This is a genomic window from Streptomyces sp. NBC_00442 (genome assembly GCF_036014195.1).
GTDB lineage: Bacteria > Actinomycetota > Actinomycetes > Streptomycetales > Streptomycetaceae > Streptomyces.
The window spans coordinates 1611825-1625342 of the sequence record NZ_CP107918.1 but is presented as its reverse complement, the minus strand read 5'-3'; the positions used below and the strand labels follow the sequence as shown (position 1 = coordinate 1625342).

Annotated in this window: 5 protein-coding genes and 1 tRNA gene; 5 read left to right on the top strand and 1 reads right to left on the bottom strand. The window is 70.4% G+C overall.

Annotated features, from left to right (window positions below; translation table 11 throughout):
* The first annotated feature begins 17 nt into the window (after positions 1-17).
* Both OG432_RS07140 and OG432_RS07135 read left to right on the top strand, forming a co-directional pair.
* A complete protein-coding gene (locus tag OG432_RS07140) occupies positions 18-695 on the top strand; it encodes a DegT/DnrJ/EryC1/StrS family aminotransferase (RefSeq protein ID WP_328308854.1) in 678 nt (225 codons plus the stop codon).
* Positions 696-783: 88 nt separating this feature from the next.
* Positions 784-856 (top strand) — tRNA-Thr (locus OG432_RS07135).
* Between the two features lie 65 nt (positions 857-921).
* On the opposite strand, the gene OG432_RS07130 is transcribed toward OG432_RS07135, so the two are convergent.
* Entirely contained in the window at positions 922-3624 is a 2703-nt protein-coding gene (locus OG432_RS07130) for a SpoIIE family protein phosphatase (RefSeq protein WP_328308853.1), read from the bottom strand.
* A gap of 303 nt (positions 3625-3927) precedes the next feature.
* Here OG432_RS07130 and OG432_RS07125 point away from each other — a divergent pair, with 303 nt between their 5' ends.
* From OG432_RS07125 to OG432_RS07115, 3 genes are all read left to right on the top strand, one after another.
* Positions 3928-9432 carry a HAMP domain-containing protein gene (locus OG432_RS07125; RefSeq protein WP_328308852.1) on the top strand — a complete coding sequence of 1835 codons (5505 nt, stop codon included), beginning with the start codon at positions 3928-3930 and terminating at the stop codon, positions 9430-9432.
* A 283-nt stretch (positions 9433-9715) separates the two neighbouring features.
* Positions 9716-10390: a response regulator gene (locus tag OG432_RS07120; protein ID WP_328308850.1), complete on the top strand. Its 675-nt coding sequence runs from the start codon at positions 9716-9718 to the stop codon at positions 10388-10390.
* A gap of 123 nt (positions 10391-10513) precedes the next feature.
* The gene (locus tag OG432_RS07115; RefSeq protein ID WP_328308848.1) at positions 10514-13294 is read left to right on the top strand and encodes a DNA translocase FtsK; all 2781 of its coding nucleotides are present in this window, start codon (positions 10514-10516) and stop codon (positions 13292-13294) included.
* The last annotated feature ends 224 nt before the right edge of the window (positions 13295-13518 follow it).

The window sequence follows — 13518 nt, the reverse complement described above, 5'->3', positions numbered from 1 at the left end:
GACCACGATCTCCTGACATGAGGATGACGGGAGCGCTCACATCTGCCGGTGTCGTGAGCGGCGACGAGGTGATCGTGCCGGCCTACGACACCGGCGAGTTGGTCCGGTCCGTGGCCGCCGCCGGAGCGACTCCGGTGTTCGCCGACATAGACCCAGGTACCTACTGCCTGTCCCCCGATGCCGTCGGCCGGGCGATCACGACCAGGACCGCGGCCGTCGTACTCGTACGCCGCTTCGGATACCCGGCCGATACGGCGCCGTTCGCCGAACTGACCGCGGGGAACGGCGTGTTGCTCATCGAGGAGGAGGACCGTGAGGGGCTCGGCGGTGATGTGGCCCAACGCCGCGAACGGGCACGGTACTTGGACCGACGGCTCCTCGGAGTGAGGACACCCGCGCCGGCGGACGGCCATCGATACCAGCGCTACGTCGTGCGGGTACCCGGCAACGGCCGGCCCGACCGGGACGCGTTCGCGCGGCTGTTGCGGCGGCGCGGGGTCGCGTGCGACGTCCCCGTGCCCATTCCCGTACACCGGATGCGGGAGTTCCGGCGGGGTGAGTGGGCGCTCGCCGCGACCGAGCGGGCCGCGGACGAAACGCTCGCGCTGCCCCCGCTCGACGGGCTGTCGCCGGCGGAATTGCGGCGATTGGTGTCCGCCTGCAACGCGTTGGGCGGACTGCTGCAACCCGCATAGCCGGAACGGTGACCATGGTTCGGAACACCGTCTGATTCGGGGTATGCTTTATCTCGTTGGCGAGGGGGAAACCCCGAGACAACAACCGGCCCCTATAGCTCAGTCGGTAGAGCGTCTCCATGGTAAGGAGAAGGTCTGCGGTTCGATTCCGCATGGGGGCTCAGCACATCGAAAGGCCCCGCCCATTGGGCGGGGCCTTTCGCGTATCCACTGGCCCCTCCCGGGGCTATCGCTTGGCCTCTTCCGGGATGCGCATCGTCAGAATCGCCATGTCGTCCGAAGCCGGTTCGGCTGCGAAACGTTCGACCGCCCGCAGCACGCGCGCGGCGACCGCCCCCGCGGTCAGCCCCGTGCAGCTGGCGAGGACGTCGGTGAGGCCGTCGTCGCCCAGCATGCGCGTGCCCTCGCGGCGCTCGGTGATGCCGTCCGTCACGCAGAGCAGGACATCGCCCGGGTCGAGGGTGATGGTCTGCTCGTACAGTTCCAGATCCTCCATCACACCCAGGAGGGGCTGCGGGTCCGCGGCCGGCTCGACCGAGCCGTCCTGGCGCAGGCGCAGGGGGAGCGGATGGCCCGCGCAGACGATCTTCAGGATGGCGCTGCCGTCCTCCTGGGGCCACAACTCCCCGTACAGGAGGGTCAGGAAGCGGCTGCGGGCGCCCTCGTCGAGGATCGCCGCGTTCAGCCGCTCCAGGACGGCGGGGCCGCCGAAACCCTCGCGGGCGAGCAGGCGCAGCGCGTGCCGGGCGAGTCCGGTGACCGCGGCGGCCTCCGGGCCCGTGCCGCAGACGTCGCCGATGGCGAAGCCGTACGCGCCGTCGCGGATGGGGAAGAGATCGTAGAAGTCGCCGCCCACCTCGTTGCCCTCGCCGGCCGCGCGGTAGATCACCTCGACCTCGACACCGGGGATCTGCGGCAGGCCCGGCGGCAGCAGGGAGCGCTGGAGCGAGCGGCTGATGGCCATGCGCTCGGAGTAGAGACGTGCGTTGTCCAGGGCGAGGGCGGCCCGCCGGGAGAGGTCTTCGGCGAGTTCGAGGATTTCCTGGCGGAAATGGTCGTCCGACGGCTTGCCCAGGGTCAGCATGCCGATGACGCGGTTGCGGGCGACCAGGGGAAGGACGACGGTCTCGCCGCCCACCGCGGCCGCGGTCGACAGCGTGGTGCCGAGGCCGCCGCCGGTGTGCGGGGCGGGGGAGCGGCCGAAGTCGCGCATGGAGACGCGGAGCGCGGCCTGGTGCGCGGCTTCGCCGGGGGCGGTCCACACTCGGGCGCCCGGGGTGGGGACCGGCTCCGGCGGGCTGATCTTGGACAGGAGGGCCTTGAGGCCGTCGATGCGCTCCTCGTCCTCGTGCAGCACGTAGGAGAGGTACGGGTCCGACGACTGGTCGGCGATCGTGTAGACGGCGCACCAGGTGGCGAGGGTGGGCACGGTCATCTGCGCCATGAGGGCCAGCGTCTGGTCGCGGTCCAGGGTGCCGGCGAGGAGGTCGGAGGCCTCGACGAGGAAGCTGAGCGAGCCCCTGCGCAGGCGCTCCAGCTCTCCCAGGCGGGCCGATTCGACGGCCAGCGCGATGCGGTCGGCGGCGAACTGGAGGCGCAGGGCCTCCTCGTTGGAGTAGCGGCCGGGGGATTCGGCGGCGACGCCGAGCGATCCGGTCAGGCGTCCCTCGACCTTGAGCGGGACGGTGACGACCGAGCGCATGCCGGTGCTCTCCAGGAGCGGGACGGCGCCGGGCACGGCCGCGAGATCCTCGTGGACGGCGGGCATCCGTGCCGATCCGTACCGGCCCGTTCCGGCCTCGACGGGGACGCGGGCGAACCGCTGGCGGGCGGAGGGGAGGCCGGTGGTGGCGCGGACCTCCAGCTCGGTCTCGTCGTCGGTGGCGAGCAGCAGGAACGCGGAGTCGCCGTCCAGCATGTCGCGGGCGCGCTCGACGGTGCGCTGGAGCAGACCGTCGAGGTCGTCGGGGGCGGGGGAACCGATGAAGACCTCGAAGGGGTCCACGTTGCGGTTGTCGCCCAGCGCCGCGGCTTCGGTGACGGGCTGGCGGGCGGGCGTCTGGAGCACGGCCCGCTCGTCGTCGCGTACCAGCAGACAGACCGTGGAGGGTTCGCCCTCGGTGTCACGGACCCTCAGGTGCGAGGCGTACACGGGGACGACGCGGCCGTCGGCGCCCCTTATCCCGTACGTGCCTTCCCAGCGCGACAGTTGGAGGGCTTCGACGATGCCGGTGGAGGTGCCGGGGGTGTGCGGCCAGGCCGCGAAATCGGTGAGTGCCTTGCCGGTGACCTGTTCGGCGGGGTAGCCGAAGAGGTCCTCGGCGTCCTCGTTCCAGGCGCGGACGGCGCCCGCCCGGTCGATCTGCACGACCGCGACACGGACCCTTCCGTCGGTGACGGGAAGGAGCGCGGTGGGCAGGGCCGGGCCGGCCGAGCGAGTGCCCACCGGCCGGTTGGGCAGGTCGAGTTGGAACCAGACGTTCTTTCTGGCCGGGGTGTACTCGACGCCCCAGCGGGAGGCGAGGGCGGCGCACAGCAGCAGGCCCCGGCCGTTCTCGCGGTCGGGGCTCGCGATGTCGGTGGGGGAGCCGAGGAGCGGAACCTCACGTTCGGGGTAGCGGTCGGCCACCTCCACGCGTACGCCGTCCTCGGAGCGCAGACACAGGACGTCCGCCTTGGTGCCGGCGTGGACCACCGCGTTGGTGACGAGCTCACTGGTGAGGACCACGGCGTCGTCCACGACGTCGGCGTACCCCCATCCCTGGAGGGTGTCCCGGACGAAGGCGCGGGCGGTCGCGACCGACCGCCCGACAGGGTCGAAGCTGGCTGCCGCCCGCGCGGTGATCACAGAACTCCTCGTACGCGTCTCGACGCCCGGATTTCCTTGCCGGGGCTCCGGAACGTGCCCTCCGGGAACCAACAGTCCCATGCCGGCCGCCCCCTCCGGTGCCCCCTGGTCGTCCTTTGTGCCGCCCTCCCCGCACCTTTTCGGGCAAAGGGCATGAAACCGCCCTCTTGCCGGGCGGACCGGGGCGGCTGGACAGCCGGGAGCCAGGTTACTTACCTTCGCGGTCCGAGCGGATGCCGGTCAGCAGTGTTTCCGCCCTCCGTGGGCGGGGACGGATATGCGAAGCTGCCGAACTGTTATGGCCTGGTTCGGCCATGGTGAAACACTGGGCATGCTTCCGGAGACACCCCGGGCAGTGCGGTCAACCCTTGCGGGAGGGACACGGTGGAGTCTGGCGCAGCGGCGCGGGGCGCAAGCACGCGCGCGAAAGACGATCAGCCCCGGACTCAACAGGCCCGGAACAAGCAGCGGGGGAGTGGCGGCACGACCGAGGTGGACACGGCGGCGCTGCAGCGCCTGCTCGCGGCGCTCGCGTCGATGCGGGACGGAAACTTCCGCAAGCGCCTGACGGTCTCCGGCGACGGGGTGATGGCGGAGATCGCCGCCGTCTTCAACGAGGTCGCGGACCGCAACCTGCATCTGACCGGCGAGATCGCCCGGGTGCGCAGGATGGTGGGCCGCGAGGGCAAGCTGACCGAACGCCTGGAGAACGGCGCCTGCGAAGGCTCCTGGGCGGCCGCGATCGACGCCTCCAACGCGCTGGTCGACGATCTCGCGCGCCCGGTCTCGGAGGTCGGCCGGGTGCTCTCGGCGGTCGCCGAGGGTGATCTGGAACAGCGGATGGATCTGCGTTCGCACGGCAGCGACGGCGCCGAGAGGCCGCTGCGCGGGGAGTTCCTCAAGGTCGGGCGGACCGTCAACAACCTCGTCGACCAGCTGTCGGCCTTCACCGACGAGGTGACCCGGGTCGCGCTGGAGGTCGGCACCGAGGGCAAGCTCGGCGGTCAGGCCCAGGTGCGCGGAATGTCCGGTTCCTGGAAGGATCTGACGGATTCGGTCAACACGATGGCGTACCGGCTGACGGCCCAGGTACGTGACATTGCTCTCGTCACCACGGCCGTCGCCAAGGGCGATCTGTCGCGCAAGGTCACCGTTCACGTGGCCGGCGAGATGCTCCAGCTGAAGAACACCGTCAACACGATGGTCGACCAGCTGTCCTCCTTCTCTTCGGAGGTGACCCGCGTCGCCCGCGAGGTCGGCACCGAGGGCGAGCTCGGCGGGCAGGCGCAGGTGCCGGGCGTGGCCGGGGTGTGGAAGGACCTCACCGACTCCGTCAACGTGATGGCGACGAACCTGACCGCCCAGGTGCGCGGAATCGCGCAGGTGACCACGGCCGTGGCGAGCGGTGACCTCTCGCAGAAGGTCACGGTCAACGCGCGCGGCGAGGTCGCGCAGCTCGCCGAGACCATCAACCAGATGACCGAGACGCTGCGTACGTTCGCCGACGAAGTGACCCGGGTCGCCAACGAGGTCGGCGCCGAGGGGCTGCTCGGCGGGCAGGCGCAGGTGCCCGGCGCGGCCGGCACGTGGAAGGACCTGACGGATTCCGTCAACACCGTCTTCCGCAACCTGACGACCCAGGTACGTGACATCGCGCAGGTGACGACGGCGGTCGCCAGCGGTGACATGACGCAGAAGGTCACCGTGGACGTGGCCGGCGAGATGCTGGAGCTGAAGAACACCGTCAACACGATGGTGGACCAGCTCCAGTCGTTCGGCTCCGAGGTGACCCGTGTCGCCCGCGAGGTCGGCATCGAGGGCCGGCTCGGCGGGCAGGCGCAGGTGCCCGGCGCGGCCGGCACGTGGAAGGACCTGACGGATTCCGTCAACACGGCCTTCCGCAACCTGACCGGTCAGGTGCGCGACATCGCGCAGGTGACCACGGCGGTCGCCAACGGTGACCTGTCCCAGAAGGTCACCGTGGACGTGGCCGGCGAGATGCTGGAGCTGAAGAACACCGTCAACACGATGGTGGCGCAGCTGTCCTCCTTCGCCGACCAGGTCACGCGGATGGCGCGGGACGTGGGCACCGAGGGCCGGCTCGGCGGGCAGGCCCGGGTCGACGGCGTCTCCGGCACCTGGAAGGAACTCACCGACTCCGTCAACTTCATGGCGGGCAACCTCACCTCACAGGTGCGTCAGATCGCCCAGGTGACCACGGCCGTGGCCCGCGGTGACCTGTCGCAGAAGATCGACGTGGACGCGCGCGGCGAGATGCTGGAGCTGAAGAACACCATCAACACGATGGTCGACCAGTTGTCCGCCTTCGCCGAGCAGGTCACCCGCGTCGCCCGCGAGGTCGGCACCGACGGACGGCTCGGCGGCCAGGCCCAGGTGCCCGGCGTCGCCGGTGTCTGGCGCGACCTGACCGACTCGGTGAACGGCATGGCCGGCAACCTCACCGCGCAGGTCCGCAACATCGCCCAGGTCGCCACGGCGGTGGCCCGCGGCGACCTGTCGCAGAAGATCGACGTGGACGCGCGCGGCGAGATCCTGGAACTCAAGAACACCCTCAACACGATGGTCGACCAGCTGTCCAACTTCGCCGAGCAGGTCACCCGGGTCGCCCGCGAGGTGGGTACCGAGGGCATCCTGGGCGGCCAGGCCGAGGTGCAGGGCGTCTCCGGCACCTGGAAGGACCTCACCCAGTCCGTCAACTTCATGGCCAACAACCTGACGTCCCAGGTGCGCAACATCGCCGAGGTCACGACGGCGGTCGCCGAGGGCGACCTCTCCAAGAAGATCACCGTCGACTCCAAGGGCGAGATCCTGGAGCTGGTCACGACCGTCAACACCATGGTCGACCAGCTGTCCAACTTCGCCGACGAGGTCACGCGCGTCGCCCGCGAGGTGGGCACGGAAGGCATCCTGGGCGGTCAGGCCAGGGTCCGGGGCGTCACCGGCATCTGGAAGGACCTCAGCGACAACGTCAACCTGATGGCGGCGAACCTGACGACCCAGGTCCGCAACATCTCCCGGGTCTCGGCGGCGGTCGCCAACGGAGACCTCACCAAGAAGGTGACGGTCGAGGCCCGCGGCGAGGTCGCCGAACTCGCCGACACCGTCAACACCATGGTGACGACGCTGTCCTCCTTCGCCGAGCAGGTCACCAAGGTCGCCCGCGAGGTGGGCACCGACGGCATCCTGGGCGGCCAGGCCCGTGTGCCCGGCGTCTCGGGCACCTGGAAGGACCTCACCGAGTCGGTGAACTCCATGGCCGACAACCTCACCGGCCAGGTCCGCCAGATCGCCACCGTCACCACCGCCATCGCGCAGGGCGACCTCACCAAGAAGATCGACATCGATGCGCGGGGCGAGATCCAGGAGCTGAAGAACACCATCAACACGATGGTCGACCAGCTGTCCTCCTTCGGCCAGGAAGTCACCCGCGTCGCCCGGGAAGTGGGCACCGAGGGCCAGTTGGGCGGCCACGCCCGGGTGCGGGACGTCGACGGGACCTGGCGCGACCTCACCGAATCGGTGAACGAGATGGCCGGGAACCTGACCCGCCAGGTCCGCGCCATCGCGGCCGTCGCGACCGCAGTGACGCGCGGCGACCTCAACCTGAAGATCGACGTGGACGCGGCGGGCGAGATCCAGGCCCTCCAGGACAACATCAACACGATGATCGCCAACCTGCGCGACACCACCGTCGCCAACAAGGAGCAGGACTGGCTCAAGGGCAACCTGGCCCGCATCTCCGGCCTGATGCAGGGCCGCCGCGACCTCGACGACGTGGCCTCGCTGATCATGACGGAGCTGACGCCGGTCGTCTCGGCGCAGCACGGCGCGTTCTTCCTGGCGCTGCCCACGGGCGGCGCCGCCGAGGTCGGCGCGGACCGCGACGCCTCGTACGAGCTGCGGATGCGCGGGAGTTACGGCTACTCGGCCGGCTCGATGCCCACGTCCTTCCGGCCCGGCGAGACCCTGATCGGCACGGCCGCCGAGGAGAAGCGGACGATCCTGGTCGAGAACGTGCCGCCGGGCTATCTGAGGATCTCCTCCGGCCTCGGCGAGGCACCGCCCGCCCATGTGATCGTGCTGCCGGTGCTCTTCGAGGGCAAGGTGCTCGGAGTGATCGAACTGGCGTCGTTCCAGCCGTTCACGCACATCCAGAAGGACTTCCTCAACCAGATCGCCGAGATGATCGCGACCAGCGTCAACACCATCTCCGTCAACTCCAAGACCGAGGTGCTGCTCAAGCAGTCGCAGGAACTCACCGAGCAACTGCGCGAGCGGTCGGCCGAGTTGGAGAACCGCCAGAGCGCGCTTCAGGCCTCCAACGCCGAACTGGAGGAGAAGGCCGAGCTCCTGGCCCAGCAGAACCGCGACATCGAGGTGAAGAACACCGAGATCGAGGAGGCCCGGCAGGTCCTGGAGGAGCGCGCCGAACAGCTCGCCGTCTCCATGCGCTACAAGTCCGAGTTCCTCGCGAACATGTCGCACGAACTGCGGACCCCGCTCAACTCCCTTTTGATCCTCGCCAAGTTGCTGGCCGACAACGCGGAGGGAAACCTCTCGCCCAAGCAGGTCGAGTTCGCCGAAACGATCCACGGGGCGGGCTCCGACCTGCTCCAGCTGATCAACGACATCCTCGACCTGTCGAAGGTCGAGGCCGGCAAGATGGACGTGTCGCCGACCCGGATCGCCCTGGTCCAGCTGGTCGACTACGTGGAGGCCACCTTCCGCCCGCTGACCGCGGAGAAGGGGCTCGACTTCTCGGTACGGGTCTCGCCCGAGCTGCCCGCCACGCTCCACACCGACGAGCAGCGCCTCCTTCAGGTGCTGCGCAACCTGCTGTCCAACGCGGTGAAGTTCACCGACAGCGGCGCCGTCGAGCTGGTGATCCGCCCGGCCGGCACCGACGTGCCGCACGCCATCCGGGAACAGCTCCTGGAGGCCGGTTCGCTGCGCGACGCGGACGCGGGCCTGATCGCGTTCTCGGTCACCGACACCGGCATCGGCATCGCGGCCAGCAAGATGCGGGTCATCTTCGAGGCGTTCAAGCAGGCGGACGGCACGACGAGCCGCAAGTACGGCGGAACGGGTCTCGGCCTGTCCATCAGCCGCGAGATCGCGCGGCTGCTCGGCGGCGAGATCCACGCGGCCAGCGAGCCGGGCCGCGGGTCCACGTTCACGCTCTACCTCCCGCTGCACCTGAGCGAGTTGCCGCCGCAGGGCTATCCGCAGCTTGCCCCCGGCGGCGCCGAGGGCGCCGCGGGTCTCGCGATCGACGCGGCAGTCCACCACCCCGACGTCACGCAGCACGACGGCGGGCAGCGCGGCGCCTCCCAGGGATCGCAGTCCGGGGCGGCAGGGCTGTTCCGGCGGCGCCGCAAGGCACTCGAGGCGGCCGGCCGGCAGGAAACCCCCGCCCCGGGGCAGCCGTCCGGGGCCGACGAGGACTGGGCCTCGGCCGAACCGGAGCGGGCTCCCACGAGGAGTTTCCACTTCGCCGGCGAGAAGGTCCTGATCGTCGACGACGACGTACGCAACGTCTTCGCGCTCACCAGCGTCCTCGAACAGCACGGGCTTTCGGTGCTGTACGCGGAGAACGGGCGGGAGGGCATCGAGGTCCTCGAACAGCACGAGGACACCGCGGTCGTCCTGATGGACATCATGATGCCGGAGATGGACGGCTACGCGACGACGTCGGCGATCCGCAGGATGCCGCAGTTCGCCGGTCTGCCGATCGTCGCGCTCACCGCGAAGGCGATGAAGGGAGACCGCGAGAAGGCCATCGAGTCGGGCGCCTCCGACTACGTGACGAAGCCGGTCGACCCCGATCACCTGCTCTCCGTGATGGAGCAGTGGATGCGGGGCAAGTGATCGCCGGCCGGGTCCGCATCCCGGGTCGTTCCCGGGTCCGCATCCCGGGCCCGGGATGCGGACCCGGGATGACTGACGGTGGCCGAGGGCGTGTGGGAGAGCGGTATTCGGGGAACCTTCTGGTCTCCCACTACGTTTCTGCTACGTGCACAGTGACATCGCGGTGACAGGGTGTGGCGACAGGCGGGGTGCGGCTACCATGACCGGCACAAGGACGGGCGACGCAAGGGAGTCGTCCCCTGGGGCGGCGCCCGGTGCACTGCCGGGGCGAGGAGGACGGGCCATGGTGCAGAAGGCCAAGATCCTCCTGGTCGATGACCGGCCGGAGAATCTGCTGGCGCTGGAGGCCATCCTCTCTGCGCTCGATCAGACACTGGTGCGGGCATCGTCAGGGGAGGAAGCGCTCAAAGCGCTGCTTACGGACGATTTCGCGGTCATTCTGCTGGACGTCCAGATGCCCGGAATGGACGGGTTCGAGACCGCGGCGCACATCAAGAGGCGTGAACGGACACGGGACATCCCGATCATCTTCCTCACGGCCATCAACCACGGCCCCCACCACACCTTCCGGGGCTACGCGGCGGGCGCCGTGGACTACATCTCGAAGCCGTTCGACCCCTGGGTGCTGCGCGCCAAGGTGTCGGTCTTCGTCGAGCTCTACATGAAGAACTGCCAGCTGCGCGAGCAGGCGGCGCTGCTGCGGCTCCAGTTGGAAGGCGGCCCGCAGGGCGGCCCGGCCAAGGAGTCCGCCGGCCTGCTGGCCGAACTGTCCGCACGGCTCGCGGCAGTTGAGGAGCAGGCGGAGGCCCTGTCCAAGCAGCTCGACGACGAATCCGCCGACGCCGCCGCGGTCGCCACCGCCGCCCACCTGGAGCGCAAGCTCACCGGCCTGCGGCGGGCCCTGGACGCCCTGGAGCCCGGCACCGGCGGCGCGCCCACCCTGCCGTCGCAGAACTGACGGCCCCCCGCCTGACGCCGCGTCCGGCTGACGCGGCGTCAGCAGCCGTGCGGCATACGACACGGACGGGTGAAGGCGTAGGCACACGTGTCCACCGCCGCCGACCCAGGTAACCTCAGCACCATGGCCTCACGTACGTCCGGCAAGGGTTCCCAGGGCACGGCGGGCACCGCGAAGCGCACCGGCCGTACCCCGGCGAGGAACGCCGCGCCCGCGAAGAAAGCCGCGGCTCCCAAGGCGCCCGCGAAGAAGACCGCGGCCAAGCGGGCGCCCGCGAAGAAGGCGGCGGCCCCCAGGCCCGTCCCCAGAGCCGCCGCGTCCCCGACCGGCGGCCTGTACCGGCTCGCGCGCGCCGTCTGGCTCGGCGCGGCCCACGGCGTGGGCGCGGTGTTCCGCGGCATAGGACGCGGCGCCAAGGGACTCGACCCCGCCCACCGCAAGGACGGCGTCGCCCTGCTGCTGCTCGGCATCGCCCTGATCGTCGCCGCCGGCACGTGGTCCAACCTGCGCGGCCCCGTCGGCGACCTCGTACAGATGCTGGTGACCGGCGCGTTCGGCCGCCTCGACGTGGTGGTGCCGCTGCTGCTCGGCGCCGTCGCGATCCGGCTCATCCTCTATCCCGAAAAGCCCGAGACCAACGGGCGCATCGTCATCGGCCTGTCCGCGCTCGTGCTCGGCGTGCTCGGGCAGGTCCACATCGCGTGCGGCTCACCCGGCCGGGACGCCGGCACCGACGCCATGCAGGACGCGGGCGGCCTGATCGGCTGGGCCTCCTCCAAACCGCTCGAATTCACCCTCGGCGACGTCCTGGCCGTGCCGATGCTCGTGCTGCTCACCGTCTTCGGCCTGCTCGTGGTCACCGCGACACCGGTCAACGCCATCCCGCAGCGACTGCGGCTGCTGGGCGTCAGGCTCGGCATCCTCGAACCGCTCCCCGGCGAACTCGCCGACGAGGAGCCCTACGACGACGAATGGCGCGAGGCCGAGCCCGCCCCGCGCTCGCGGCGCCGCCCCGCCACCGCGTTCGAGCAGGACCCCGAGAGCGCCGAGCACGAGGCCCTGACGCGGCGCCGGCGGCCCCGGCGCGGCTCCGTGCAGCCGGCCTTCGACAACGGGCTCGACCCGGTCGACGTGGCCGCAGCGGCGGCAGCCGCCCTCGACGGCGCCGTCATGAACGGGCTGCCCCCCTCGCCCGTCGTCGCCGACCTCACCCAGGGCGTCTCCACCGACCGGGAACCCGAACAGACCCCGGCCACCCCGCTGCCGACCGCCCGCACCGCCCAGGCCCCCCAGGCCGGGGCCAGGGCCCAGAGCCCGGCGGCGCCCAAGGCCACACCGGGCGCGCCCCCCGTCGTACCCGACCTGACGAAGCCCCCGCGCGAGGCCACCGAAGCGCTCCCGCCGCGCGCCGAACAGCTCCAGCTCGCCGGCGACATCACGTACGCGCTGCCCTCGCTCGACCTCCTGGAGAAGGGCGGACCCGGCAAGACGCGCAGCGCCGCCAACGACGCCGTCGTCGCCTCGCTGCAGAACGTCTTCATGGAGTTCAAGGTCGACGCCAACGTCACCGGCTTCACCCGCGGCCCGACGGTCACGCGCTACGAGGTCGAGCTCGGCCCGGCCGTCAAGGTCGAGCGGATCACCGCCCTCGCCAAGAACATCGCGTACGCCGTCGCCAGCCCCGACGTGCGGATCATCTCGCCGATCCCCGGAAAGTCCGCGGTCGGCATCGAGATCCCCAACACCGACCGCGAAATGGTCAACCTCGGTGATGTGCTGCGCCTCGCGGACGCCGCCGAGGACGACCACCCGATGCTGGTGGCGCTCGGCAAGGACGTCGAGGGCGGCTACGTGATGGCCAACCTCGCCAAGATGCCCCACGTCCTGGTCGCCGGAGCCACCGGCTCCGGAAAGTCCTCCTGCATCAACTGCCTCATCACCTCGGTCATGGTGCGGGCCACGCCCGAGGACGTCCGCATGGTGCTCGTCGACCCCAAGCGGGTGGAACTCACCGCCTACGAGGGCATCCCGCACCTCATCACGCCGATCATCACCAACCCGAAGCGGGCCGCCGAAGCCCTCCAGTGGGTCGTGCGCGAGATGGACCTGCGCTACGACGACCTGGCGGCGTTCGGCTTCCGCCACATCGACGACTTCAACGAGGCCATCCGCAACGGCAAGGTGAAACTGCCCGAGGGCAGCGAGCGCGAACTGACGCCGTATCCGTACCTCCTGGTGATCGTCGACGAGCTCGCCGACCTCATGATGGTCGCGCCGCGCGACGTCGAGGACGCCATCGTCCGCATCACCCAGCTGGCCCGCGCCGCCGGCATCCACCTCGTGCTCGCCACCCAGCGGCCCTCGGTCGACGTCGTCACCGGCCTCATCAAGGCGAACGTGCCCTCGCGGCTCGCGTTCGCGACGTCCTCGCTCGCCGACAGCCGCGTCATCCTCGACCAGCCGGGCGCCGAGAAACTCATCGGCAAGGGCGACGGTCTTTTCCTGCCGATGGGCGCGAACAAGCCGACCCGCCTGCAGGGCGCCTTCGTCACCGAGGCCGAGATCCAGGCCGTCGTCCAGCACTGCAAGGACCAGATGGCCCCGGTCTTCCGGGACGACGTCACCGTCGGCACCAAACAGAAGAAGGAGATCGACGAGGAGATCGGCGACGACCTGGACCTGCTGTGCCAGGCCGCCGAACTGGTGGTGTCCACCCAGTTCGGCTCGACGTCGATGCTCCAGCGCAAACTCCGCGTCGGCTTCGCCAAGGCGGGCCGGCTGATGGACCTGATGGAGTCGCGCGGCATCGTCGGGCCCAGCGAGGGCTCCAAGGCCCGCGACGTCCTGGTCAAGCCGGACGAACTCGACGGAGTGCTCGCCGTGATCCGCGGGGAGACTCCCTGAGTGTGTGCGGCGAAGACCCAGCGGTGGAGCGGACCGGCCGGCGGACGGCCCCGACGCGCGGGCCGCAGCCGCACCGACCCGGCCGGCTGTGGGCCGGCCGGCCCAAACAGCACTCGTACGGGATGACCGAGCAACCGTTTCCCCTGGCCGTACGTCAAGTTGAGGGAGACGTGGAAGCACGTGCGGCCGACGCCCCGCTGTCAGGGGCACCGGCCATACCGATG